Source organism: Streptomyces violaceorubidus (genome assembly GCF_000717995.1).
In the GTDB taxonomy this organism is placed as follows: domain Bacteria; phylum Actinomycetota; class Actinomycetes; order Streptomycetales; family Streptomycetaceae; genus Streptomyces; species Streptomyces violaceorubidus.
In genome coordinates this window covers 23,616-48,164 of sequence record NZ_JODM01000020.1, presented here as the reverse complement: position 1 = coordinate 48,164, position 24,549 = coordinate 23,616, and the positions used below count along the sequence as shown (strand labels likewise).

The window sequence follows — 24,549 nt, the reverse complement described above, 5'->3', positions numbered from 1 at the left end:
TCAAGCCTCCGTAAAGCGCCTTGCCCGGGACCCCGGTTGGGTAATCGGCTGTCCTCATCCGTGTTCCGGACGGGGGTCCATGACCCGGGTCGGGCGACGCGCACGCACCGGAGGAAGGCAGGAAGGGATGCTGCACAGAGGTCAAGAGAGCACGGACGGCACCGGTGGGGGCGAACTGAGCGTTCCCATGGCGTGGTTGTACGCCGAGTACATCGCCGACGAGCTGCTGCGGACCGGCGATCTGATGCCGCCGACGTCCTTCGAGTTCCGCGCCGGCCGTGACGCGCTGGCGCTCACCGTCTTCCTGTCCGACACGGAGAACGAGCTGAGCGGCATCCGGGTCGTCACCCACCTGGAGACCTGGCTGTCCCTGACGGCCTACGACCAGCCCTGGCACGAGTGGGTCCACGGGCGGCTGGCCGAGGTGACGGCCGACGCGGTCGCCGCCGGGCGCCACTCGCCGGACCTGGAGCTGGCCCAGGCCGCCTGGCGCTGGCTCAAGGACACCGAACTGCTCGCCCCGGACCTGAACGCGGTCCCCGGCGGGGCGGCGGTGACCGGGGAGGACGAGGGACCGAAGGTGTGGACGCCCGCCTGGCAGCTCGGGCTGCCGCTGGGTCACCTCGCCATCCACCTGTTCTAGGAGTTGTCGTCAAATGTCACGCCCACATCAGCAGCGATGCGAGGGTGACGGCTGCTTGGTAGGACTCGGCGGTCTTGTCGTAGCGGGTGGCGATGCCACGCCACTGTTTGAGGCGGTTGAAGCACCGTTCGACGACATTGCGCCGCTTGTAGACCTGCTTGTCGAAGGCTGGCGGACGTCCGCCCTGACTGCCGCGCCGGAGCCGGTTGCGAACCTGGTCGGACCGTTCCGGAATGGTGTGCCGGATGTTCCGTCGCCGCAGCCAGCCCCGTATGGCCTTGGAGCTGTAGCCCTTGTCGCCGATGACGTGGTCGGGGCGGACCCGGGGGCGTCCCTGACCCAGCCGGGGCACCCGGATCGCCTTCATCACGGCGGTGAACTGCGTGCAGTCGTTGGTGTTCCCGCCGGTGACGGTAAAGGCGAGCGGGCGGCCGACGCCGTCGCAGGCCAGGTGGATCTTGCTGGTCAGGCCGCCTCTGGACCGGCCGAGTCCCGGGGTGCGGAGCCCCCTTTTCGCGCTCCGGCCGCGTGCTGGTGGGCCCGGACGATCGTGGAGTCGACCGACACCAGCCACTCGATGTCCCCGACCGCGTCGGCCCTGGCCTGGGCGGCGTGGAGCATCCGCTCAAAGGTGCCGTCCTTGGCCCACCGTCGAAAGCGGGTGTGCAGCGTCGCCCAGGAGCCGTACCGCTCGGGCACGTCCCGCCAGGCCGTTCCGGTCCGGAACTTCCACACGATCCCGTTGAGGACCGTCCGGTCGTCCAGCCGCCTGCGGCCCCGCTCGGACCGGGGCAGCAGCGGTTGCACGAAGGCCCACTCGGCATCGGACAGTTCATGACGACGTATCACCCGACCATGATCCCCGATCGAAGATCATTTGACGACAGGCCCTAGCCGTCCCCGCGGCATCCCGGCCGGCTCGTCGGCCTTCCCCGGGGACGGACCGGTCCGCGGCGCGGACCGCCCGGAACACCTTGGTCGCGATTCGATCGCGTCTTGAGTGATTCGGCGGCCGGGTGCGTACGGGTGGGAGCACGGAGTAACCCCACCCGCACCCAACGGTACGAGGATTCGGCATGAGGTCCCTGGAAAGGCATCGTGACGTCGGCGCCTACGCGCTCGGCGTGCTGGACGAGGCGGAGGCCTTCCGTTTCGAGGACCACCTCATGGAATGCCCCCGGTGCACGGCCCAGGTGACCGCATTCGGCCCCGCCACCCGCCAGTTGATGCTGTACCGGGAGGCGACGCCCCGTATCGTCCATCCGCTGACCGGACCGGGAGGGCGGCTGCTCGACCGGTTGCTGTCCGCGGTGGCCGCCCGCCGGCGGGCCGGCCGCAGGCGGGTGCTGTACGCCGTGGCCGCCGCCGTCGTGTGCGCGGTGGCCGGGCCGGGCGCCGTGCTCTACGCGCGTCAGGGCGGCCCGGCGGCGCCGGTCGCCGCGACCGACGCCGGGTCGGGGGTGTGGGCGCGGGTCACGGCCGAGGACCGGAGCTGGGGCACGGACGTGCGCGTCGAGGTCAAGGACGGGGCCGGACCGCGGTCGTGCCGGCTCGTCGCCGTCGGCCGCGACGGGTCCGAGCAGACGATCACCAGCTGGATGGTCCCGCGGCACGACGCCCGGCCGCACACCATGCGCGGCGGTGCCGCCCTGCGACCCGGCCAGATCGACCGCTACGAGGTGCGCACGGCGAACGGCGAGCACCTGGTGACGCTGCCGGCCGGATGACCGGCGCCCGGCGAGGTCGACACCGCGGGGCCGCCGTCACTTCAGCAGCCGGGACATCCTGCGGTCCGCCAGCGGTTTGCCGCCGGTCTGGCAGGTCGGGCAGTACTGGAGCGAGGAGTCGCTGAAGGAGACCTCGCGGACGGTGTCGCCGCACACCGGGCAGGGCTCTCCGGTGCGGCCGTGGACCCGCAGTCCGCTCTTCTTCTCGGCCTTCAGACGCCCGGCGGCCACACCCCGGGAGCGCTCCACCGCGTCGGTGAGGGTGCCGCGCAGGGCCGCGTACAGCCGGGCGGTCTCCTCGTCGGTGAGGGAGGCGGCCAGTTTGAACGGGGACATCTTCGCGGCGTGCAGGATCTCGTCGCTGTACGCGTTGCCCACGCCCGCGATCAGGCTCTGGTCGCGCAGGGCGCCCTTGAGCTGCCGCCGCTCGCCGTCGAGGAGGGCGGCCAGGCGCGCCTCGTCGAAGTCGTCGGCGAGCGGGTCGGGGCCGAGCCGGGCCACGCCGGGAACCTGCTGCGGGTCGGTCACGACGTACACCGCGAGCCGCTTCTGCGTGCCGGCCTCGGTCAGGTCGAAGCCCGCGCCGGTCTCCAGGGCGACCCGCAGCGCGAGGGGGCCCTTGCCGGGTCTGGGCGGGCCGCTGGGCAGGCTGTCCTTCCAGTGCAGCCAGCCGGCCCGGGCCAGGTGGGTCACCAGGTGCGGACCGTCGGCCGTCTGCACGTCGAGGAACTTGCCGTGCCGGCGCACGGCCGCCACCCGGCGGCCCTCCAACGCCGTGAGCGGCGGGTCGTACGTCTTCAGGACGCTGATCGCCACGGGCAGGACCCGGACGATCTCGCGGCCGGTGAGGTGTTCGGTCAGGAAGTCGCGGAGCGCCTCGACCTCGGGCAGTTCTGGCATACGTCCAGAGTGCCACCCGCCCCCGACAGCGCCCGGCGGGTTCAGCCCGCGCCGTGCGCCACCTCGAACTGGGCCCACACGACCTTGCCCCCGCCGCGGGCCTCCACGCCCCAGTCGTCGGCGAGCGTGTCGACCAGGAGCAGGCCGCGCCCGGACACCCCGTCGTCCCCGGCCTCCCGGCGGCGCGGCAGGGCGCTGGAGGAGTCCTCCACCTCGACCCGCAGCCGCCGCTCGGTTCCGGTGAGCAGCCGCAGGGTCACGATCGCGGAGCCCTCGGTGTGCATGAGGGCGTTGGTCATCAGCTCGTCGGCGACCAGTTCGATCTCGTCGCTCAGGGCCCTGGCGCCCCAGGACCGGACCGCGGTGCGGATCATGTGCCGGGCCTCGGTGAGGCCCTCCGGGTCACCCGGGGAGACGTGCTGCTTGACCCGGCCGAAGGTCCGCGGGGCGCCCAGGCCGTGCCGGCGCAGCACCAGCAGCGCGACGTCGTCGTCGCCGCGCCGCTCGTCGACCACGTCGATCAGCCGGTCGGCGAGGTCCCGCACGTCCTGCGGTCCGGAGGTGATCAGCGCCGTGAGGACCTCCATGCCCTCGTCCAGGTCGGCGCCGGGCTGCTCGACGAGACCGTCGGTGCACAGCAGCAGGGTGTTGCCCGGGTCCAGCTCCAGGGTGGCCACCGGGTAGGCGAGGCGCCCGAACTCGGCGGACAGCCCCAGCGGCAGCCCGCCCTCGACGCGCACCAGGCGGCAGGTGCCGTCGCCGAAGCGCACCAGCGGGTCGATGTGTCCGGCACGGACCACCTGGACCACTCCGGTGCCCAGGTCGGCCTCGGCGTACAGGCAGGTCGCGAAGCGGTCGGTGTCCAGCTCGTGCAGGAAGACGGAGGCCCGTGCCATCACCGTGGCCGGCGGGTGGCCCTCGGCGGCGTAGGCGCGCAGCACGATGCGCAGCTGGCCCATGACGGCGGCGGCGTGGGTGTCGTGGCCCTGGACGTCGCCGATGACGGCGCCGACGCGCCCGCCGGGCAGCGGGATCAGGTCGTACCAGTCGCCGCCGATGTCCCGGCCGAGGGCGCCCCCGATGGAGGCCGCGCGGTAGCGGACGGCGACGTCGCAGCCGGGCACGCTGGGGATGGTGCGGGGCAGCATGGCCTGCTGGAGGCCCTCGGCGAGGTCCATCTCCTGCTCGTAGAGCATGGCGCGCTGGAGGCTCTGCGCGATGCCGCTGCCGAGGGCGACCAGGACGTTGCGGTCCTCCGGGGAGAAGCCGTGCCGGTCGCTGTAGAGCAGTCCGATGGCGCCGATGGGCCGGGCCTGGGCGATCAGGGGCAGGTAGGCGGCCGCGGTGATGTCGAGGTGGGTGATGCCCTGCCACAGCTCCGGGTAGCGCTCGGCGAACTCCTCCGGCGACTCGATGAAGCGGGGGCTCAGCGTCCGTACGGCCTCGCTCATCGGGTACGGCTCGTCGATCCGGGTGACCCGGGTCCCGGGGATGAAGCTGTTCTCGGGCCCGTCGGCGACCAGCCGGATCCGGCCGGCCTCGACCAGGCCCATCACCAGGCTGGTGGCGCCCAGCCGGGTGAGTCCGTGGGTGTCGCGCAGCACGTCGATCACGTCGTCCACCGTGCGGGCGTGCGCGAGCGCGGCCGTGGCGAGCTGGACGACGTTGGTGAGCCGGCGGCGCGCCTCGTCCTGCGCCGCCTGCGCCCGGCTGGCCGCGATGTCGGCCATCTCCTGTGTGGCGTCGCGGACGATGCCGATGATCCGGCGGGGGCGGCCGGTCTCGTCCCGGCGGATGTAGCCCTGGGTGTGGGTCCAGCGCAGGGTGCCGTCGCGGCGGCGCAGCCGGAAGTAGCTGCCGTAGTTCTCGCTGCCGTCCTTCATGGCCCGGGCGACGATGGTGTCCATGCGGCGGCTCTCCGCCGTGGGCACCCGCAGCGACAGCGACTCGGGGCGCCCGTCGAACTCCTCCGGGCGCAGGTCGAACACCTCGTGGGCCTGGGCGTCCATGTGGAACAGTCCCGCGTCCAGGTCCCAGTCGAAGCTGCCCATGCGGTTGAGCGCCAGGATCGGGTCCGGGTGGGCGGGCCAGTCGTCCGGGAGTGACGGGGCGCTCGCTCCCCGATCAGACATGGATCCCACCTTGCCAGGATTTGTCGGAATCTTCGACTCCTGGTCCGCCGGACCCTGCCGCGGCGCGGCCACCGGCCGGGCGGGGTACACGGAGCGGGTAGGAGAGGAGCCCGGCCGTGGAGTGGTTCACCGCACCCGACTACTGGCTTGCCCGGCTGGTCTTCCAGCGGGCCCTGGCCGTCGTGTACCTGGTCGCGTTCCTGACGGCCGCCCTGCAGTTCCGGGCGCTGCTCGGCGAGCGCGGGCTGACGCCCGTGCCCCGCTTCGTCGAGCGGGTGCCGTTCCGGCGGGCACCCAGCCTGTTCCAGTGGCGCTACTCGGACCGGCTCTTCGCGGGCTGCGCCTGGGCCGGCTGCGCGGTCTCGGCGGCGCTGGTGGCCGGGCTGGACTCGCTGCTGCCGCTGTGGGGCGGGATGCTGCTGTGGCTGGTGCCGTGGGCGCTGTACCTCTCGATCGTCAACGTCGGACAGACCTGGTACTCGTTCGGCTGGGAGTCGCTGCTGCTGGAGACGGGCTTCGTCGCCGTATTCCTGGGCAACGAGGAGGTGGCGCCGCCGCTCGTGGTGCTGTTCCTGCTGCGCTGGCTGCTGTTCCGGGTGGAGTTCGGGGCGGGTCTGATCAAGATGCGCGGCGACGAGTGCTGGCGGAAGCTGACCTGCCTGGACCACCACCACGAGACCCAGCCGATGCCGGGCCCGCTGAGCTGGTTCTTCCACCACCTCCCCCGCCCCCTGCACCGCGTCGAGGTCGCCGCCAACCACGTCACACAGCTCGTGGTGCCCTTCCTCCTGTTCGTCCCGCACCCCGTGTCGACGGCCGCCGCGGCGCTGATGATCGCGACCCAGCTGTGGCTGGTGCTCTCGGGCAACTTCTCCTGGCTCAACTGGGTCACCGTCGTGCTGGCCCTGTCGGTGGTCCGGTTCCCGGCCGACCCGCCGTCCGTGGCCGCCGCACCGCTCTGGTACGAGGTCGTGGTCCTGGCGGTGGCGGCGTCGCTGGTGTTCCTGAGCCACCGGCCGGTGCGCAACATGATCTCCCGCCGCCAGGTGATGAACCGCTCCTTCGACTCGCTGCACCTGGTCAACACCTACGGCGCCTTCGGCTCCGTCAGCCGCGTCAGGTACGAGGTGGTGATCGAGGGCACCGCCGACGAGACGGCCAAGGAGGACGGCGACTGGCGCGCCTACGAGTTCAAGGGCAAACCCGGTGATCCGCACCGCTGGCCGCGCCAGTTCGCGCCGTACCACCTGCGGCTGGACTGGCTGATGTGGTTCGCCGCGCTGTCGCCCTCCTACGCCGGACCGTGGTTCGCCACCTTCGTGGAACGGCTGCTGGAGAACGACCGCGCCACGCTGCGGCTGCTGCGCAGCTCCCCGTTCCCGCCCGACGCGCCGCCGCGCTTCGTGCGCGCCCGGCTGTTCCGCTACCGGTACACGACCTGGCGCGAGCTGCGGGGGACGGGCGCGTGCTGGGAGCGGACGTATGTGCGGGAGTACCTGCCGCCGACCCGGCTCACCGCTTCCCGGTGAGCCGGGCCCGTCGCGGGCGCTACGCGCGCTTGAGCCGCAGCGTCACGAGCTGGAACGGACGCAGCCGTACGGTGATCCGGTCGCCGTCCAGTCCGGGGGCCTCCGCGTCCGCCAGCGGACGCTCCAGCAGGTCGGTCACCCGTACGTCCGTGACCGCGAACCCGGCGGTGAGGGTGGCGCGGACCCGGCCGCCGTGGGCCTCGTGGAAGCGGACCACGACGTCGCCGCTGCCGTCGTCGGCGAGCTTGACGGCCGTGACGACCACCCCGTCCCGGTCCACCGCGACGAGCGGCGCGACCTCCCCGGCACCGCCCGTGACCCGCCGCTCCGGCAGGTTGATCCGCCAGCCCTCGCGCACCGCGTCCCCGATGCCCGCGCCGGGCACCAGCGCGTGCCGGAAGCGGTGCACGCCCTGGTCGGTCTCGGGGTCGGGGAAGCGCGGGGCGCGCAGGAGGGAGACCCGCACGGTGGTGGTCGTACCGGCGTCGCCGTCGGTGCGGACGGTGCGGGTGACGTCGTGCCCGTACGTCGAGTCGTTGACGACGGCGACGCCCCAGCCGGGCTCCTCCAGGTGCACGAAGCGGTGGTTGCAGGCCTCGAACTTGGCGGCCTCCCAGCTGGTGTTGGTGTGGGTGGGCCGGTGGAAGTGCCCGAACTGGGTCTCCGAGGCGTACCGTTCGGCGTGCACGTCGAGCGGGAAGGCGAGCTTGAGGAACTTCTCCGTCTCGTGCCAGTCGACCTCGGTGTCCACCTCAAGACGCCGCTGCCCCGGCACCAGGGTCAGCACCTGGGTGACGCGGGAGGAGCCGAAGGAGCGGACGACGCGCACCGAGGCGCCGTCGTCGCCGGGGGCGACCTCCTCGGCGTCGGTGAGGTCGGTGACGGTGTTGCGGTAGAACTCGTCGACGTCCCAGGCGTCCCACATGTTCGGGAAGTCCGGGTGGAGCTGGAGCAGGTTGCCCGCAGCGCCCGGCGCGATGGTCTCGCGGTCGGCGGCGAGGTCGTAGGCCGACACCACCAGTCCCCGGTCGTCGATCTCGACGCGCAGCAGGCCGTTGTCCAGGACGTGGCCGCCGCCGGGGCGGGGAGTCAGAGCGGTCCGTCCCTCGGTGGCCGGGGACGCGGCGGCGCCCGCCGGGACCCCGGCCCGCGCGTGCGGGGCGGAGTTGAAGACCAGCGGGGTGTCGCCCTCGCCCGCCAGGGTGCGTTGGGCGGCTTCGATGATGGTGTTCAGCTCGTCGGCGACCCTGTCGTAGGTGGCGCGGGCCTCGCGGTGCACCCAGGCGATGGAGGAGCCGGGCAGGATGTCGTGGAACTGGTGCAGCAGGACGGTCTTCCAGATGCGGTCCAGGTCGTCGTACGGGTAGGGGAACCCGGCGCGCACGGCCGCCGTGGCCGCCCACAGCTCGGCCTCGCGCAGCAGGTGTTCGCTGCGGCGGTTGCCCTGCTTGGTCTTGGCCTGGCTGGTGAGGGTGGCGCGGTGCAGTTCGAGGTACAGCTCGCCGACCCAGACGGGCGGGGCGGGGTTCTCGGCCTCGGCCTTCTCGAAGAAGGCGTGCGGGGTCTCCCACTCGACCGTCGCCGAGCCTTCGAGGTTCCGCAGCCGGGCCGCCTTGGCGACCATCTCCCGGGTGGTGCCGCCGCCCCCGTCGCCCCAGCCGGTGGGGGCGAGGGAGTGCCGGGCGACGCCCTTGTCCTTGAAGTTCTTCGCCGCGTGGGCGATCTCGCTGCCCTTCATCGAGCAGTTGTAGGTGTCGACGGGCGGGAAGTGGGTGAAGATCCGGGTGCCGTCGATGCCCTCCCAGCGGAAGGTGTGGTGCGGGAACTTGTTCGTCTGGGACCAGGAGATCTTCTGCGTCAGCAGGTACTTGGCGCCGGCCGCCTTGATGATCTGCGGGAGGCCCGCCGCGAAGCCGAAGGTGTCCGGCAGCCACGCCTCGTCGTTCTCGACGCCGAACTCGTCGAGGAAGAACCGCTTGCCGTGCACGAACTGCCGGGCCATCGCCTCCGAGCCGGGCATGTTGGTGTCCGACTCCACCCACATGCCGCCGGCCGGCACGAACCGCCCGTCGGCCACGGCCTTCTTGACCCGCGCCCACACCTCGGGCCGGTGGTCGCGCACCCACGCCCACTGCTGGGCCTGGGACATGGCGAAGACGAAGTCCGGCTCGTCCTCCAGGAGGGCGGTCATGTTGGAGGTGGTGCGGGCCACCTTGCGCACGGTCTCGCGCAGCGGCCACAGCCACGCCGAGTCGATGTGCGCGTGCCCGACGGCGCTGATCCGGTGCGCGGAGGGGACGGCGGGGGCGGCCAGCACTTCGGTGAGGCGGGAACGGGCCTGCTCGGCCGTGCCGTTGACGTCCTGGAGGTCGATGGCGTCCAGCGCCTTGTCGACGGCGCGCAGGATCTCCCAGCGGCGCGGCGACTCCACCGGCAGCTCGGCCATCAGCTCGCCAAGCACCTCCAGGTCGAGCACCAGGTTCCAGACCGTCTCGTCGAGGACGGCGAGGTCCATGCGGGCCAGGGTGTACTGCGGTTCGCTGCCCGCGGTGTCCTGGTCGCCCAGCGGGGTCGGCACGAAGGGGTGGTAGTCGAGGATGACGGGGTTGGAGGCCGCCTCGATGTGCAGGCGCACCTGCTCGCCGCCCTCGACGGGGGCGCCGACGCGCACCCACTGGTTGCGCGGGTTGAGGCCCTTCACGGGGGTGCCGTCGGGGCGGTAGACCAGGCCCTCGCACTGGAAGCCGGGCATGTTCTCGTCGAAGCCGAGGTCGAGGATCGCCTCGACGGTCTTCCCGGCCCACTCCTTCGGCACGGTGCCGGTGACGCGGAACCAGCTGGTGCCCCAGGGCGCGCCCCAGCGGGCGCCGACCTCGATGGGGCGCGGCTCGGCCGCGAGTCCCTCCTCGACCGGGACGGGCTCGCCGGGGGCGTTCCAGACCGCCACCTCTAGCGGCACGGACTCGGGGTAGAGGGCGGGGCGGACACGCTCGTCGAGGACGCGCTTGAGGCGGGCTTCGACCAGGTTGCGGTCGTCATGCATGCGGGTACTCCGGGGTCGGGGGGGCGGGTGGTTGCCAGGGGTGGGTCAGGGTGGCGGGGGCCGACGTCAGGTACAGCTCCCCAGCGGCACGCGCTTCGAATCGTGCGGCGCCCGCGTTCTGCCGCGCGGGGCGGGGGTCACGGGGCGGCCGCCTGGTCGGGGGTGACCACCTCGGTGATGCCGCGGGCCGCGAGGTGCCCGCCGTCGGCGGCGAGGGTGTCGAGGACGGTGGTGGGGCGGGCGCCGTCGGCGACCAGCCGGAAGAAGGCGTCGAAGACGGCGCCGCCGGGGGCGCAGGCCGAGCGCAGAGCGGGGTCGGCCGGCACGGCGAGGGCCGTGGTGCGCGGGGCCGGGGCGGGGCGCGACCCCGCGCGGACCGCACGCGCCGCGTTCGCCAGCACTCGTGCCGTGTCCTTGGGGCGGCGGTCGTTGGTGAGCAGCCCGAGCCCGTACTCCAGCTCCGGGAAGTCGGCCAGCGCCCGGGACACGTCGTGGGAGCACCACCAGGTGACGCCCCACAGGTCGGGGCAGTCCAGGGCGTTCTCGACGGTCGCCTCGGTGAAGGCGGCGGCGTGCTCGGCGGGGACGAGGGGTGCGGGGGCGCCGACCTCCTGGAGCCAGACCGGGCGGCGCGGGTCATCCGCCCAGGCCTTGCTCAGCTCGACCAGGTAGGCGGCGTGGTGCTCGCTGGGCACGGAGGCGCGGCCGTGGCGCTGGGCGGTGCCGTTGAAGACCCAGGAGTGCACGGCCGTGACGGCGCCCCGCCGGGCGGCCTGGGCCGGGGTGAAGGGCTGGTCGTCCTGGTACCAGGTGGCGTCGTACTCGGCGTGCAGGTGCATCCGGCCCGGGGCGCCCTCCTCGCAGGCGGCCAGCATCCGCTCCAGCCAGGCGTCGATCTGGGCGCTGGTGGCGCGGTCCGGGTCGGGGTGGGGTCCGGCGGAGAACTGGTTGACCTCGTTGCCGAGGGTCATGCCGAGGAAGTTGGCCCGCCCGGCCAGGGCGGCGGCGAGGGTGCGCAGGTAGGCGGCCTGGCCGTCGATGACGTCGGGGTCGGTGAACAGGTTGCGCCGGTGCCAGGTGCGGGTCCAGGCCGGCACGTAGTCGAAGCTGCTGAGGTGGCCCTGGAGGCCGTCCACGTTGACGTCGAGGCCGCGTTCACCGGCCGCGTCGACGAGCGCCACCAGGTGCTCGACCGCCCTTTCGCGGATCAGGGCGCGGTTGGGCTGGAAGTAGGGCCACAGCGGGAAGACGCGGACGTGGTCCACGTCCAGGGCGGCGAGGGAGTCCAGGTCGGCGCGTACGGAGTCGAGGTCGAAGTCGAGCCAGTGGTGGAACCATCCCTGGCTCGGGGTGTAGTTGACGCCGAAGCGCACGGCAGAAGGCATGCGGTGTCCTTGTGAGGGGGAAGCGGGGGGTTCAGCCCTTGACGGCGCCCTCGCCCACGCCGCGGAAGAAGTACCGCTGGAGGCAGGCGAAGAGGACGATGAGCGGCGCCACGGCGATGATCGTGCCGGCGGCGACGAGGCGTTCGTCGTTGGCGAAGGTGCCGTGCAGGTAGTTCAGGCCGATGGTGAGGGTGAACCTGGAGGGGTCGCTCAGCACGATCAGCGGCCACAGGAAGTCGTCCCAGGCGCCCATGAAGGCGAAGATCGCGACGACGGCGAGGGTGCCCTTGACCGCGGGCAGGGCGATCCGGCAGAACCGCTGCCAGACGTTGGCGCCGTCGACGAAGGCGGCTTCCTCGATCTCGTAGGGGAGGTTGAGGAAGGCGTTGCGCATGAGCAGGACGTTGAGGGCGCTGACGCAGCCCGGCAGCACCACGCCGACCAGGGTGTTGTTCAGGCCCAGCTCCCGCATGGTGGTGAACTGGGCGATGATGATGCCCTCCACCGGCACGAGCATGGCCAGGATGAACACCAGGGTGGCGACGCGCCGGCCGCGGTAGCGCAGCCGGGCCAGGGCGTACCCGGCGAGCGCGGCGCCCACGCAGTTGGTGACGACGTTGGCGGCGGCGACCTTCAGCGAGTTCAGCGCGTAGTCCCACACGGGGATGGTGTCGGCGACCCGCTCGTAGTTGTGCAGGGTGGGATCGGAGGGCAGGAACGTGGGCGGGGAGCTGAAGATGTCCTCGGTGGGGCCCTTGAGCGAGGTGGACAGCTGCCACAGGAACGGGCCGATGGTCAGGGCCAGGACGCCGAGCAGCAGCAGGTAGCGCAGGGCCAGTTCCCATCCGCGGACGCGGCGGCCGTGCTCGTCGGTCAGGCGCGGTCCGCGTTTCCGCGGGCGGGCTGCGGCCGGGGTCTTCTCGGCGGGCCGTGTCTTCTCGGCGAGGCTCACGACTCCTCCTTCCGGTCGGCGCGCAGGACGAGCAGCATCAGGACGACGGTGATGACGAAGACGACGACGGAGATGGCGGAGGCGTAGCCGACCCGGCCGGTCAGGCCGGTGCCGGTGCGCTGGACCAGCATCACGAGGGTGGTGTCCTCGCCGGCCGGGCCGCCGCTGGGGCCCGCCATCAGGTAGACCTCGGAGAAGACCTTGAAGGCGGCGACCGAGGAGAGCGCCGCGACCAGCACCATGGTGGAGCGGACGGCGGGCACCGTGACGGTGAGGAAGCGGCGGACCGCGCCCGCGCCGTCCACGGCGGCGGCCTCGTGCAGCTCGCGGGGCACGTTGGCGAGCGCCGCCAGGTAAATGATCATGTAGTAGCCGAGGCCCTTCCAGACCGTGACGCCCATCGCGCTGAGCAGGATCAGCCACTGGTCGCTGAGGAAGCCGAGCGGACCGGCGCCGAGCGTCTCCAGCAGGGAGTTGACCAGGCCGCGCTCGTCCAGGAGCCAGACCCAGATCAGCCCGACGACGACGATCGAGGCGACGACGGGGGTGTAGAAGGCCGAGCGGAAGAAGGTGATGCCGGGGATGTTCTTCTGCACCAGCAGCGCGAGCAGCAGCGGCAGCAGGACCAGCGCGGGGACGACGCCGAGGACGTACAGGGTGCTGTTGCGCAGGCCGATCCAGAACATGTCGTCGTGGAGCAGCTCGCGGAAGTTGGCGAGGCCGACGAACTCGCCCGCAACCAGCGTGCGGCGGTCGGTGAAGGAGTTGACGAGCGTGGAGACGAACGGGTACAGGATGAACGCGCCGGTGATCAGCAGACCGGGCGCCGCGAACAGCCACGGGCTGGTCGGCAGTTGGCGCCGCACGCGCCGGGCGCCGCCCTTTCGGGCGCCCGGTGTGCCGGTGGTGAGGGTGGGACTCGCCATGACGTATCAGCCCTGCTGCTGAAGGAGCCGGTCGCACGCCTTGACAGCGTTGTCGAGGGCTTCCCGGGGACTCTGCTTGCCCTGGAGCGCCTTGGCGACCTGGTTGCGCAGTTCGGTCTTCATCTGCTCGCTGAACAGCACGGGCGTGTAGTTGACGGCCGTCTTCAGCGACTTGGCGGCGGCGATCCGGACGCGGGTCTCGTCGGTGCCGTCCTCCTTGGTGAAGTACGGGTCGTCCAGCGAACCGGCGGTGCTCGGGAAGATCGCGACCTGCTTGGCGAACGACATCTGGTGCGCCGCGTCGGTGACGTAGTGCGCGAGGGCGACCGCGGCGGGCTTGTGCTGGCTCTGCGCGTTCACCATCAGGCCCATCACGTACATGTTGACGTGGCCGGTGCTGGTGATCTGGTCGGTGATCCCGATGTTCTTGTACAGGTTCGGCGCCTGCTTCTTGAAGTTGGCGAGGTCGAGCGCGCTGCCCGGGTTCATGGCGACCGCGCCGGTGAGGAACTTCTTCCCGGTCGATTCCGGGGTGGCCGTCAGCGCCTGCGGGTCGAGGGCCTTGGCGTCGTACAGCTCCTTGTAGCGGGTGAGGAGTTCGACACCCTTGGCGTCGTTGAACGCGAAGGCGGTGCCCTCCTTGTTCATGAGCGACGCGCCGTAACGGCCGAAGTCCTCGATGGTGGGCACGTTGGCGAGCGTGGCGACCTCGCCGCCGGTCTTGTCGGAGATCTTCAGGGCGGCGTCGAAGACCTCGTCGTAGGTCTTCGGCGGCTGCTCGGGGTCGAGTCCGGCCTTCTCGAAGAGGGACTTGTTGTAGAAGAGCGGGCCGGTGTTGAGGTACCAGGGGGAGGCGTACGTGCCGTCCAGTCCCGGTATCCGGTGGCTGGCCCAGGCGCCGTCCAGGTACTCCTTCTCGTACTGGCCGGCGGCCTTGTCCAGGTCGAGCGCGAGGCCCGCCTTGGCGAGCGGGGCGACGAGGTCCGGGGAGACGTTGACGACGTCGGGCAGGGTGCCGCCGGCGGCGTCGGCGCTGATCTTGTCGGCGTAGCCCTCGCCGGGCTGGTCGACCCACTTGACGTGGGTGCCGGGGTACTTCTTCTCGAAGTCGGCGATCAGGCCCTCGAAGTAGTCCTTGAAGTTGGCCCGCAGGTTCCAGGTCTGGAAGGTGATGTCGCCCTCGACCTTGCCGGAGGCGTCGGTCGAGCCACCGCCGTCACCGCCCGAGCCGCAGGCGCTGAGCGGCAGGACGAGGGCGGCTACGGCTGCGACGGCGAAGGTTCTGCGCGAGGTGGGCACGGTGACACGTCTCCCTGGAAGTCGGCGGCGGTGGGGTGCCAGCGACCATGCACGGCGATTCCTCGGAAAGTCAATGGATTCACGCCAACTAAAGCGATGGGTACAGCATTAGTCCAGGTCAGAGCGGTGTGAGTAGATACTTGCCAGGATCTACTAATGCGCTTTAGGATCCTGCCACTCAAGCGCTTTAGCTCTTACCGCTCGCACCGCCCACCGCCCACCGCTCGCACCGAGGAAAGGAGCGCGCATGCCGGCCAAGCGGCCCGCCGCGCGCCGGCCGACGATGAAGGACATCGCGCGCCGGGCCGGGGTCTCCGAGAGCGCGGTGTCGTTCGCGCTGAACGACCGGCCGGGGGTCTCCGAGATCACCCGGGACCGGGTGCGGCGGGTGGCCGAGCAGCTCGGCTGGCGGCCCAGTACGGCGGCGCGCGCGCTGTCCGGGGAGGGCGCGGCGACGGTCGGCTTCGTGCTGGCGCGGCCCGCGCACACCCTCGGCGTGGACTCCTTCTTCCTGCAACTGGTCTCGGGCATCCAGGAGGTGCTGGCGGAGCGGCACCTCGGGCTGCTCTTCCAGGTGGCGCAGGACGTGGCGGACGAGTGCGGGGTGTACCGGCGCTGGTGGGCCGAACACCGGGTGGACGGCGTCCTCGTGGTGGACCCGCGCATCGACGATCCGCGCCCGCGCCTGCTCGACGAACTCGGTCTGCCGGGCGTGGTGATCGGCGGGGTGCCGGACGAGCGCCATCCGGGGCTCTCGACGGTATGGGCGGACGACGCGGGTGCGATGGCCGCGCTGGTGGACGGGCTGCACGCGCTCGGGCACCGGAGGATCGTGCACATCGCCGGGCTGCCGGACCTCGCCCACACCGAGCGCCGCATCCGGGCCCTGCGCGCGGAGGCCGGGCGGCGCGGTCTCGACGAGGTCGAGTCGGTGACCACCGACTACTCGGACGCCGAGGGCGCGGCCGTCACCCGCCGGGTGCTGGAGGCGCCCGCTCCCCCGACCGCCCTGATCTACGACAACGACGTGATGGCGGTCGCCGGGGTCGCCGCGGCGGCCGAACTCGGCTTCTCGGTGCCGGCGGACGTGTCCGTGGTGGCCTGGGAGGACTCGGCGCTGTGCCGCATGGTCAAGCCCTGGCTGTCCGCCCTGTCCCGGGACAGCGTGGAGTTCGGCCGCACGGCGGCGACGGAGCTGACCGCCCTGCTCGACGGCGGCCCGGCCCGGACGGTGCGGGTGCCGGTGCCGCGGCTGATCGAGCGGGACAGCACGGCGGCGGTGCGACCGCCGGTCTGACGTCCCACCCCCAGGGCGCCCGCCCGGCCTCCGGTCACGCGAGGGCCGGTTGGCCTCCGGTCACCCAAGGCCGTCCGCGCTCTCGACGTGCGCGCCCGGGACGGGCAGAGTGCTGTCCTGCGTGCGTACTCGCCAGTAGCACCGCCCGCGCCCCCTTCCCGCACCCCTAGGAGCCCTCCGTGACCGACTGGCCCGGCCGGACCGCCGTCGAGATCGCCGCCGCCGTACGGGAGAAGCGGGCCACGCCGCGCGAGGTGGTGGCGGAGCACCTGGCCCGCGTCGAGCGGCTCGACGGCCGCGTCGGTGCCTTCCGCGCGGTGCGGGCCGAGGCCGCGCTCGCCGAGGCGGAGGAGGTGGGTGCCCGGGGAGACCTGGGCGAACTGCCGCTGGCCGGGGTGCCGGTGGCGGTCAAGGACAATCTCGCGGTGCGCGGGGAGTCCACGCGCGTCGGCTCGGCCGCCACTCCGCACACGCCCGCGGACGCCGACCATGTCACCGTGGCCCGGCTGCGGGCGGCCGGCGCGGTGGTGGTGGGGCTGACCAACGTGCCGGAGCTGTGCGTGTTCGGCACCACCGAAGGGGTGCTCGGCACGGCCCGCAACCCCTGGGACCCGGCCCGCTCGGCGGGCGGTTCGTCGGGCGGCAGCGCCGCCGCGGTCGCCGCCGGGATGGTGCCGCTCGCGCTCGGCAACGACGGCATGGGCTCGCTGCGCATCCCCGCGGCCAACTGCGGTCTGGTCACCCTCAAGCCGGGCCGCGGCGTCGTGCCGGCCGGCATCGGCGAGGGCGACTGGTTCGGCATGTCCGAGAACGGCCCGCTGGCCACGACGGTCGCGGACGCCCGGCTGATGCTCTCGGTCCTCGCCGACCGGCCGCTGCCGGACCGCGAGGACTCCGGCGCCCTCCGCGTCGCCGCCTCGCTGCGCAGCCCGCTGGCCGGCGTCCCCGTCGCCCCGCCGTACGCACGGGCCGTACGCGAGGCGGCCGGGGTCCTGATGAGGGCGGGGCACCAGGTGCGGCGGGCGGACCCGCCCTATCCGGCGTCGCTGGGCGTGACCGCCCTGACCCACTGGACGGCGGGTACGTCGGTGGACGCGCGGGACCTGGACCGGCGGCTGCTGACCCGGCGCACCCGGGTGCACGCGTCCCTCGGGCGGCGCTTCGCCGGCCGGGTCGCGGCAGGCGCGGACCGGGAGCGGCTGCGCGGGCGGCTGGAGCCGTTCTTCGCCGAGTACGACGTCCTGCTCACTCCGGCGCTGGCCCGCCGCTCCCCCGCGGCGGGGCCCTGGCACGAACGGGGCTGGCTGCGCAACGTGGTGGCGAACTCGGCGTACTCGCCGTTCACGCCGCCGTGGAACCTGACCGGCTGGCCCGCGATGTCGGTGCCGTTCGGCACGCTGGACTCGGGCGCGCCCTGCGCCGTACAGCTGGTGGGACGCCCGGGGTCGGAGGCGGCGCTGCTGGAGCTGGCGGAACGGATCGAGGCACTGCGGCCCTGGCGGCGGACGGCGCCGCTGGACTGAGCGGGTCCTACAGGGCGCGGTGCATGATGTGCAGGCCGACCCGCCCGTGCCGGGGGTGGTCGAAGGCGTCCGGCACCGTGCCCAGGATCGTGAAGCCGAGCGAGGTCCACAGCCGCACGGCGGGATTGGTCTCCACGACGGCGTTGAAGACCATGCCCCGGTATCCGTCCGCCCTGGCCGCGTCCAGGACGTACTCGGCCAGGGCCCGTCCGGTGCCGCGTCCGGCCCGGCCGGGGTCGACCATGAAGCCGGCGTTGGCGATGCGGGCGGCGGGACCGCCGTAGTTGGGGGTGACGTAGGCCGAGGCGACGACGGTGCCGGTGTCGTCCTCGGCGACATAGACGCGCTTGGCGGGGTTCATCCACAGAGCCCGGGCGTCCTCCTCGGAGGTGTCCGGGTCCCAGGCGTAGGTCTCGCCGGCGGCGACGATGCGGTGCCAGAAGGGCCAGATGTGCGGCCAGTCGCCGGCCGTGGCTTCCCTGATCAGCATGGGCGTGAGTGTGCCACGCCCATGCGCTCGGCGGCCTGGACGGGCGTGGGCGGGTCAGTCCACGCTCGGCAGGATGTGCGGCTCGGCGAGGTCCTCCTCGTAGCCCGCGAGACGGATGGGGGCGGAGCGCGCCCACACGTCCAGGCTGCCGATCTCCCCGGGCCTGCGACCGGCGCGCCCGGTGCGTTCCTGGGTGCGTTGTTCTGGGGTCGTCGTCGTTTCCGGTGTCACCGCGCACTCCTTATGTGTCGGGTCACCCTCGGGGCCTGTCGGCGCCGGTCTCCTGTCCGGCACCCGGCGCCCGCCCGGGGTGTGTGTCGAATGCAGTTCGGACGCGGTGGCGCCGGTAACTCGTGCGGAGGCAAACCGTTGTGAACCGGCTCGTCCCATGACGGACCTTGGGTGTGGGTAGGGCCCTGTGCTGCCGTCCGTCCGGACCAGATTAACCAAATGAGCGGGGGTGCGCTCTATGGGGCTCAAAAGATGGGAGAACCATTGCCCTTCGCCCCACGAGCAGTTGGCCCGAGTCTGCCCCGGTTCCTCCGCTTCTGCACCGCGCACAACTCACCCGTTCGGCCTACATAGGCGTCCGTACCTTCGCATGCCGACTTCGCCGGGTCGCGCAGTTAAGTTGCCGTTGGCCGCACCGCAAGCTCGCCATGGTCTGCTGCTCGTCGGCAACAGCTGTCTCGTGGGAGGACCGAGGCATGGAACTGCGCAGCGTCGAGGAGCTGATGGATCTGCTGTACGCCTGCCGGGGCGAGCGGCCCCCCGCCGGGCCGGGTGGCGGGCCCGGGGATCCGCACGGGCACGCGCTGCGCACGGCCGCGCTGCTGCGCCGGCGCCGCCCCGCCGACAAGGAGCTCCAGGTCGCGGGGCTGGTGTCGCCGGTGGGCCGGCTGCTGTGGCCCGGCGATCCGGCCGCCAGGACCGCCGACGCGGTACGGCCGCTGCTCGGGGCCCGCGTCGCCCGCCTGGTGCGCCGTCAGGCCCACCCCGGGGCCTGGGCCCACGACGACGACCTGGCCAGCCTGCGCCAGGCGGACGACGAGGCCCGCACCGCCGACTTCGACGCCGGGGTCCTGGAGGACTGGCGCACGGTACTGGAACTGACCGCGGCACGGAACTCGCGGCTGGGCGCGGTCGACTGAGGCGCCGTCCGCCGCGGACGGAGTGGCCCCGGCCGCCCGGAGGACCCCGTCACCACTTGCCGGGCGCGTAGTCCTTCAGAAAGACGCCGTACAGGTCCTCGCCCGCCTCGCCGCGCACGACCGGGTCGTAGACGCGGGCGGCGCCGTCGATCAGGTCGAGCGGGGCGTGGAAGCCCTCCTCGGCCAGGCGCAGCTTGTCGAAGTGCGGACGCTCGTCGGTGATCCAGCCGGTGTCGACGGAGGTCATCAGGATCCGGTCGGTGTCGAACATCTCCTGGGCACTGGTCCGGGTCACCATGTTCATGGCGGCCTTGGCCGCGTTGGTGTTGGGGTGTCCCGCACCCTTGTAGCCGCGGGCGAAAACGCCCTCCATCGCCGAGACGTTGACGACGTAGGCGCGTCCCGCGGGCGCCTTGCGCGCGGCCTCGGCCATCGACGCGCGCAGCGCGCTGATGAGGATGAACGGCGAGGTGTAGTTGCACAGCTGGGTCTCCAGCAGCTCCACCGGCGAGATCTGCTCGATGGTCTGGACCCAGGTGTTGGAGTCGACGACGTCCGGGACCAGCCCGCCCGCGTCGATGGCGGTGCCCTCGCGGTGCCGCACCACACTGGCGTTGCCGGCGACCAGGGCGAGGTCGGCCACCTTCTGCGCGTCGAGCCCCGAGGCACCCAGCGGCAGCGCGGCCAGACCGTCCACCGCACCGGAGTTGAAGGCACCGATGACGTGGTGGGCGGGCAGTTCCCCGGCGGGCAGCGGGGCGCCCTCGCCCTCGACCAGCGCGGCGTAGGCGGACGGCAGCCGCCGCACGGTCTGGGTGGCGTTGTTGATCAGGATGTCGAGCGGGCCCTGCTCGGTGACCTGCTCGGCGAGGGCCACGGCCTGGGCGGGGTCGCGCAGGTCGATGCCGACGACCTCCAGGCGGTGCAGCCAGTCGGCGGAGTCGTCCATCGCCTTGAAGCGGCGGATGGCGTCCTTGGGGAAGCGGGTGGTGATGGTGGTGTGCGCGCCGTCGCGCAGCAGGCGCAGCGCGATGTACATGCCGATCTTGGCCCGGCCGCCGGTGAGCAGCGCGCGCTTGCCGGTCAGGTCGGCGCGGGCGTCCCGGCGGGCCCGGTTCTCGGCGGCGCAGTCCTGGCAGAGCTGGTGGTAGAAGTAGTCGACCTCGACGTAGCGCTGCTTGCAGATGTAGCAGGAGCGGGGGCGCTGGAGTATCCCCGCGATCGTGCCCTGCTCGGTGCGCGAGGAGGGCAGCAGGCCCTCGGTCTCGTCGTCGATGCGCTCGGCGGACCCGGTGGCGGTGGCCTCGGTGACCGCCCTGTCGTGGGCGGTCTTGGCGGCGCGGCGCTCCTGGCGGCGGCGCTGCTTGACCATGCGGTAGATGTGCGAGGTGGCCCGGCGGACCCGGATGGCGTCCGGGTGGTCGACCTCGAGTCCGTCGAGTTCCTCCAGCACGCTCAGGCAGACGGCGAGCCGCTCCGGGTCGATGCCGGGGCCGTAGGCGGGGGCGCTCGCCGCTTCCGCGGCCGCCTCCCGCGCGGGCGCCTGGGCCGCGGGCGCCTCGCCCCTGGTCGCCGAGCCGTCCTGTGTCACCGTCATCGCCGCTGCCGTTCCCTGGTCACCGTGCGGCGCTCCGGGAGGCGACCGCTGTCGAACAGCGGATTTTATTCAGCGCGCGGCGCGGATCCAAACCCGCGGGGGTCAGGGACGGCACGCCGTGAGCAACGTCTCCACCTCCTCGTCGATCGCCCGGGCGAACCGGTCGAGGTCCGGCACCGCCTTCGCGTCGGCGACCAGGCCGTAGTGGACCTGTCCGCGGTAGGTCGAGACGGCCACCGCCAGGGCGTGCCCGCGGGCCAGCGGCGCCAGCGGATAGACCTCGGTGAGCGGGTGGCCGCCGAGCCGCAGCCCGAGGCTGGGCAGGGGCACGCTGGTGACCAGGATGTCGAACCAGAGCCGCGCGGCCCCCGAGACCAGCGGCCCGCCGAGCCGGTGGCCGAGCGCCGGCACGTGGTCGGCGAGCAGGGCGACGGCTCCGGCTCCCCGGCCGGGCCCGGCGTCCTTGTTGCGGTCCATGGCGGCGCGGACCGCGCCGAGGCGGGAGAGCGGGTCGGGGTCGCCGACCGGAAGCCGCATCAGGTACCCGGAGAGCCGGTTGCCCTGGGGGTGGGCGGTGCGCGGGCGGCGCTTGGAGACGGGGATCAGGGCCCGGGGCGCGACGCCCTCGCTGCCGTCGCCGCGCTCGTCCAGCCAGCGGCGCAGGGCGCCCGCGACGACCGCGATCAGTACGTCGTTGACGGTGCCGCCGGTGGTCTTGCGGACGTGGTGCACGTCGTCGAGGTCGACGGCGACGCCCGCGGTCCGGCGGGTGCCGGAGGACTCGGCGGTGAGGGCGGGCGAGGAGCGGACGTCGAGGGTGGACAGCGCCGCGGCGGCCCCGATGTCCAGGGCGCGCCCCGCGTCGGACAGGGCGCCGCGCAGCCGGTCGGGCAGGGCGCGCACATCCGGCAGGAGTCCGCGCGGCGGCTGCTCGGGGCGGGAGCGGGGGGCCGGCAGGTCCATCGGGTCGAGCACCCCGGCGGCCAGGGTCAGGGCGCGCAGCCCGTCGGCGAGGGCGTGGTGGAACTTGAACAGCACGGCGAAGGATCCGCCGTCCGCGCCCGGCAGCACATGCGCCTCCCACGGCGGCCGTCCGCGCTCCAGGGGCCGTTCCATGAGGTGTCCGGCCCGGGCGTGGAAGTCGGTGGCCGGGGCGTGCAGCCGCACGTGGTCGAGCGGGTCGAAGCGGGGGTCGGGCTCGCGCCTCGCGCCGCCGAACGCGAACGGCCGGCGCAGGGCCAGCGGCGGCTGCCAGGTGTCCCGGATCCTCATCCGCAGTCCGGGCACAGCGGGGGCGCGGGCCGCGAGCAGGTCCGCCGCGTGGGCGCCGGCGGCGGGCGAGTCGGCCTCGAAGACGCCGAGTGCGCCCAGGTGCATGGGGTGCTCGGCGGACTCGATGTTCCAGAACGCCAGGTCGAGGGGAGCGAGCGGATCGGCAGTCAAGGGCTTGCCTCGCAAGGACGACGCAGGGGCGGCGGATGGACGACGGGTGGACAAGCAGTCAATCGCTCTCCGACGATTACGGTCAAGTACGATCAGGCTACGCACAGTTAACAGTGGATTAAAGTCCCGCCCCTGTCGCCAGGGGCGGGACTGCTGTGGCTCATGGGGCGTCTGCGCCCATCCTCACCTCACGTCAGGGGCGGCGGCACCGCCTCTGCCGAGGTTCCCCACCCGGACGGCTGCGGGCCGACCGTGAACGCCAGCGACCGGACGGAGCGCAGGACGTCGGTGGTCAGCCAGGTACGGGCGTAGGGCGAGCCGTCGGTGCGGGCCGACTGGACGTACCGGTCGGTGTCCGAGGCGCCGGGCGCGGTGACCGTCAGAGCGCCGCGCGGGTAGTAGCGGCGGTCCAGGGTGAGGTCGACTCGTTCGAAGACCGGGGTGGACAGGCCCCAGGTGTCGTAGCCGGGCTGGATCGGGAAGATCCCGATCGAGGACAGCACGTTCCAGGCCGACATGGTCCCGAGGTCGTCGTTTCCGGTCATGCCGGTCGGCGTGTCCGTGAACAGGGTGAGTGCCGCGTGCACCACGTCGGTCGTCTTCCAGGGCTGCCCGGTCGACAGGTAGGTGTACGGGTCGATGAGGTCGGGCTCGTTCTGCGGGTTGTACTTGTCGGCGTTGTAGTAGTCGTACGGCCCGTTCACCCACACCTCGCGGGCGGTCTTCGCCGGGTCGGCGAGGAGCCGGTCGTAGGCGAAGAAGGAGTCGAGCCGCGCGTTCGCCGCCTCGGTCCCGCCGATGAGGTCGATCATGCCGGGCAGGTCCTGCGGCACCAGCCACTGGTACTGCCAGGACGTGCCCTCGTGGAAGCCCTCGCTCTGCGCCGGGTCGGCCGGACCGGTGAAGGCGCCCTCGGCGTCGCGGGCGCGGAAGAAGCCGGTCGAGGGGTCGAAGACGTTCCGGTAGCTCTGGGCGCGCTCGGCGTACCGCCGCGCGTCGGCGTCGTGGCCGAGGTCACGGGCCATGCGGGAGAGCATGGCGTCGGACAGGGCGTACTCCAGGGTCGCGGAGGCGCCGTGGTCGTAGTCGGAGTCGCCGGGCTTGGCGTGCGGGCGGCCCTTGACGTACGGGGCGAAGCCGTCGGCGAGATACTCGCGGTTGGCCTCCCGGCCGACGGCGGGCGAGTCGGCGGGCGGGACGCCGTCGGCGTTCTTCTTCAGCGCCCGGTAGGCCCGCTCCTCCCAGCCGTGCAGCAGGCCCTGCTGGTAGGCGTTGGTGAGGAAGGGGGTCACCGGGTCGCCCGTCATGATGTTGGTCTCGACGGTGCCGTAGCCCCACTTGGGCAGCCAGCCGCTCTGCTCGTCGATCTTGATGACGGAGATCGCCATGTCGCGGGCCTCGCGGGGCGCGAGGAGCGCGAGGAGCTGGGACTGGGTGCGGTAGGTGTCCCACAGGGACCAGTTCTGGTAGTACGTGAAGCCCTTGGCGCGGTGGATCTCCTGGTCCCAGCCGGTGTAGCGGCCGTCGACGTCGCTGCCGACGTTGGGCGCGAGGAAGGACCGGTACAGGGACGAGTAGAAGGTGCGGCGCAGGGTGTCGTCGCCGCCCCGGACCCTGACGTCGTCCAGCCGCTGCTCCCAGGTGCGCTCGGCACCGCGGCGCACGGCGTCGAAGGAGTGGCCGCCCTCGGCGCGCAGGTTGAGCGCGGCGCCGTGCGCGTCCACGTAGGACAGGGCGGTCGTCGCCTCGACGGTGCGGTCCTTGGTGGTGTCGAACCGGACGTAGGCGCCGTCGCCGCCGGTCTTCGCGCCCGCGGTCACCGTGCCGCCGTCCCAGGTGCCGTAGGAGGCGAAGGGGCGGTCGAAGCGGGTGATCGTGTAGACGGTGTAGGGCTTCGTGTCCTGGCAGAAGCCGCTGCCGGTGAGCGCGGTGCGCACGGTGCGGCTGTCGAGCACCTCGACCTTGGTGGAGATGTTCTTGTGCAGCGACTGTCCGGCGTTGAGCAGGACGTTGGCCTTGTCGGTGGCCGGGAAGGTGTAGCGCTGCACCCCGGTGCGCTCGGTGGCGGTCAGCTCCGCCTCGACGCCGGAGTCGAGGCCGACCCGGTAGTAGCCGGGGCTCGCCTCCTCGTCCTCGTGGCTGAAGGAGGCGGCGTACTTCGCGTAGTCCGTCTCGGTGACGTCCCCGGTGGTCGGCAGCACCGGCAGGTCGCCGCCGAGACCGCAGCCGACACCCGAGAGGTGGACCAGGGAGAATCCGCGGACGCGGGTGTCGGAGTGGTCGTAGCCGGTGTTGTGGCCGGTGTCCGGCGAGAACTGCACCATGCCGAAGGGCACGGCGGCGCCGGGATAGGTGTTGCCCTCGTTCTCGGTCCCGATGAAGGGGTTCACCAGGTCGGTCAGGTTCTGGTCGGCCGTCGGGGCGGCCTGCGCCGCCGGGGCGGTGAGCAGCGCGGACGCTGCCACCACCCCGGCCACGCACAGCCGCAGACGCCGGGTGCCTCTCATGTGCG

At 72.6% G+C, this 24,549-nt stretch carries 19 protein-coding genes; 6 read left to right on the top strand and 13 right to left on the bottom strand.

Annotated elements, in window-relative coordinates; genetic code table 11:
* Nucleotides 1-127 precede the first annotated feature (127 nt).
* Nucleotides 128-643 (top strand): hypothetical protein, encoded by a 516-nt coding sequence (locus IE94_RS0122180; RefSeq protein ID WP_030186993.1) that lies wholly within the window; start codon nt 128-130, stop codon nt 641-643.
* 16 nt (nt 644-659) lie between these two features.
* Here IE94_RS0122180 and IE94_RS38265 read toward each other — a convergent pair.
* Nucleotides 660-1,489 (bottom strand): IS5 family transposase gene (locus IE94_RS38265; protein WP_425337979.1). Its coding sequence is split into 2 segments (ribosomal slippage): nt 660-1,150 and nt 1,150-1,489, totalling 831 coding nucleotides; the frame shifts between segments, so codons are not numbered across the junction.
* Nucleotides 1,490-1,719: 230 nt separating this feature from the next.
* Here IE94_RS38265 and IE94_RS0122165 point away from each other — a divergent pair.
* A complete protein-coding gene (locus IE94_RS0122165) occupies nt 1,720-2,370 on the top strand; it encodes a zf-HC2 domain-containing protein (RefSeq protein ID WP_030186990.1) in 651 nt (216 codons plus the stop codon).
* A 36-nt stretch (nt 2,371-2,406) separates the two neighbouring features.
* Here IE94_RS0122165 and IE94_RS0122160 read toward each other — a convergent pair whose 3' ends face one another.
* Together IE94_RS0122160 and IE94_RS0122155 are read right to left on the bottom strand one after the other, a co-directional pair.
* Nucleotides 2,407-3,270 carry an Fpg/Nei family DNA glycosylase gene (locus IE94_RS0122160; protein WP_030186989.1) on the bottom strand — a complete coding sequence of 288 codons (864 nt, stop codon included), beginning with the start codon at nt 3,268-3,270 and terminating at the stop codon, nt 2,407-2,409.
* A gap of 41 nt (nt 3,271-3,311) precedes the next feature.
* Complete coding sequence (locus tag IE94_RS0122155; RefSeq protein ID WP_030186988.1) at nt 3,312-5,402, bottom strand: SpoIIE family protein phosphatase; 2,091 nt, start codon at nt 5,400-5,402, stop codon at nt 3,312-3,314.
* Between the two features lie 116 nt (nt 5,403-5,518).
* Here IE94_RS0122155 and IE94_RS0122150 point away from each other — a divergent pair, with 116 nt between their 5' ends.
* Nucleotides 5,519-6,931: a lipase maturation factor family protein gene (locus IE94_RS0122150; protein ID WP_030186986.1), complete on the top strand. Its 1,413-nt coding sequence runs from the start codon at nt 5,519-5,521 to the stop codon at nt 6,929-6,931.
* A gap of 19 nt (nt 6,932-6,950) precedes the next feature.
* Here the strand turns inward: IE94_RS0122150 and IE94_RS0122145 are convergent, their stop codons facing one another.
* From IE94_RS0122145 to IE94_RS0122125, 5 genes are all read right to left on the bottom strand, one after another.
* Complete coding sequence (locus IE94_RS0122145; RefSeq protein ID WP_030186984.1) at nt 6,951-9,974, bottom strand: alpha-mannosidase; 3,024 nt, start codon at nt 9,972-9,974, stop codon at nt 6,951-6,953.
* A gap of 137 nt (nt 9,975-10,111) precedes the next feature.
* The gene (locus tag IE94_RS0122140) at nt 10,112-11,359 is read right to left on the bottom strand and encodes a glycoside hydrolase 5 family protein (protein ID WP_030186982.1); all 1,248 of its coding nucleotides are present in this window, start codon (nt 11,357-11,359) and stop codon (nt 10,112-10,114) included.
* A 31-nt stretch (nt 11,360-11,390) separates the two neighbouring features.
* A complete protein-coding gene (locus IE94_RS0122135; protein WP_030186980.1) occupies nt 11,391-12,311 on the bottom strand; it encodes a carbohydrate ABC transporter permease in 921 nt (306 codons plus the stop codon).
* On the bottom strand, nt 12,308-13,237 hold the full coding sequence (locus IE94_RS0122130; RefSeq protein ID WP_030186979.1) for a carbohydrate ABC transporter permease: 930 nt from the start codon (nt 13,235-13,237) through the stop codon (nt 12,308-12,310). Before IE94_RS0122130 ends, IE94_RS0122135 begins: the two co-directional genes overlap by 4 nt.
* A 6-nt stretch (nt 13,238-13,243) precedes the next feature.
* Nucleotides 13,244-14,536, bottom strand: a complete 1,293-nt coding sequence (locus IE94_RS0122125; RefSeq protein WP_030186977.1) for an ABC transporter substrate-binding protein — start codon at nt 14,534-14,536, stop codon at nt 13,244-13,246.
* A gap of 247 nt (nt 14,537-14,783) precedes the next feature.
* Between IE94_RS0122125 and IE94_RS0122120 the strand changes: the two genes are divergently transcribed.
* Nucleotides 14,784-15,833 carry a LacI family DNA-binding transcriptional regulator gene (locus IE94_RS0122120; RefSeq protein ID WP_030186976.1) on the top strand — a complete coding sequence of 350 codons (1,050 nt, stop codon included), beginning with the start codon at nt 14,784-14,786 and terminating at the stop codon, nt 15,831-15,833.
* 179 nt (nt 15,834-16,012) lie between these two features.
* Nucleotides 16,013-17,356, top strand: coding sequence for an amidase (locus IE94_RS0122115; RefSeq protein ID WP_030186975.1), 1,344 nt, complete (start codon nt 16,013-16,015; stop codon nt 17,354-17,356).
* A 7-nt stretch (nt 17,357-17,363) separates the two neighbouring features.
* Here IE94_RS0122115 and IE94_RS0122110 read toward each other — a convergent pair whose 3' ends face one another.
* Nucleotides 17,364-17,846, bottom strand: coding sequence for a GNAT family N-acetyltransferase (locus IE94_RS0122110; RefSeq protein WP_030186974.1), 483 nt, complete (start codon nt 17,844-17,846; stop codon nt 17,364-17,366).
* Nucleotides 17,847-17,900: 54 nt separating this feature from the next.
* On the bottom strand, nt 17,901-18,077 hold the full coding sequence (locus IE94_RS39390; RefSeq protein ID WP_037923249.1) for a hypothetical protein: 177 nt from the start codon (nt 18,075-18,077) through the stop codon (nt 17,901-17,903).
* Nucleotides 18,078-18,553: 476 nt separating this feature from the next.
* Here IE94_RS39390 and IE94_RS0122100 point away from each other — a divergent pair, with 476 nt between their 5' ends.
* Nucleotides 18,554-18,997, top strand: coding sequence for a hypothetical protein (locus IE94_RS0122100; RefSeq protein ID WP_030186972.1), 444 nt, complete (start codon nt 18,554-18,556; stop codon nt 18,995-18,997).
* A 49-nt stretch (nt 18,998-19,046) separates the two neighbouring features.
* Here the strand turns inward: IE94_RS0122100 and IE94_RS0122095 are convergent, their stop codons facing one another.
* The 3 genes from IE94_RS0122095 to IE94_RS0122085 all read right to left on the bottom strand — a co-directional run bounded on the left by IE94_RS0122095 (nt 19,047) and on the right by IE94_RS0122085 (nt 24,544).
* Nucleotides 19,047-20,594 (bottom strand): SDR family NAD(P)-dependent oxidoreductase, encoded by a 1,548-nt coding sequence (locus IE94_RS0122095; RefSeq protein WP_030186970.1) that lies wholly within the window; start codon nt 20,592-20,594, stop codon nt 19,047-19,049.
* Between the two features lie 102 nt (nt 20,595-20,696).
* Nucleotides 20,697-22,037, bottom strand: coding sequence for a WS/DGAT/MGAT family O-acyltransferase (locus tag IE94_RS0122090; protein WP_030186968.1), 1,341 nt, complete (start codon nt 22,035-22,037; stop codon nt 20,697-20,699).
* A 188-nt stretch (nt 22,038-22,225) separates the two neighbouring features.
* Nucleotides 22,226-24,544, bottom strand: coding sequence for a GH92 family glycosyl hydrolase (locus IE94_RS0122085; protein WP_030186967.1), 2,319 nt, complete (start codon nt 24,542-24,544; stop codon nt 22,226-22,228).
* Nucleotides 24,545-24,549 lie beyond the last annotated feature (5 nt).

Bases quoted from the DNA above. Each gene is read 5' to 3' on its own strand.
- IE94_RS0122180 (WP_030186993.1), top strand. From the start codon at position 128: ATGCTGCACAGAGGTCAAGAGAGCACGGACGGCACCGGTGGGGGCGAA.
- IE94_RS0122165 (WP_030186990.1), top strand. From the start codon at position 1,720: ATGAGGTCCCTGGAAAGGCATCGTGACGTCGGCGCCTACGCGCTCGGC.
- IE94_RS0122160 (WP_030186989.1), bottom strand. From the start codon at position 3,270: ATGCCAGAACTGCCCGAGGTCGAGGCGCTCCGCGACTTCCTGACCGAA.
- IE94_RS0122155 (WP_030186988.1), bottom strand. From the start codon at position 5,402: ATGTCTGATCGGGGAGCGAGCGCCCCGTCACTCCCGGACGACTGGCCC.
- IE94_RS0122145 (WP_030186984.1), bottom strand. From the start codon at position 9,974: ATGCATGACGACCGCAACCTGGTCGAAGCCCGCCTCAAGCGCGTCCTC.
- IE94_RS0122140 (WP_030186982.1), bottom strand. From the start codon at position 11,359: ATGCCTTCTGCCGTGCGCTTCGGCGTCAACTACACCCCGAGCCAGGGA.
- IE94_RS0122130 (WP_030186979.1), bottom strand. From the start codon at position 13,237: ATGGCGAGTCCCACCCTCACCACCGGCACACCGGGCGCCCGAAAGGGC.
- IE94_RS0122120 (WP_030186976.1), top strand. From the start codon at position 14,784: ATGCCGGCCAAGCGGCCCGCCGCGCGCCGGCCGACGATGAAGGACATC.
- IE94_RS0122110 (WP_030186974.1), bottom strand. From the start codon at position 17,846: ATGCTGATCAGGGAAGCCACGGCCGGCGACTGGCCGCACATCTGGCCC.
- IE94_RS0122100 (WP_030186972.1), top strand. From the start codon at position 18,554: ATGGAACTGCGCAGCGTCGAGGAGCTGATGGATCTGCTGTACGCCTGC.
- IE94_RS0122095 (WP_030186970.1), bottom strand. From the start codon at position 20,594: ATGACGGTGACACAGGACGGCTCGGCGACCAGGGGCGAGGCGCCCGCG.
- IE94_RS0122085 (WP_030186967.1), bottom strand. From the start codon at position 24,544: ATGAGAGGCACCCGGCGTCTGCGGCTGTGCGTGGCCGGGGTGGTGGCA.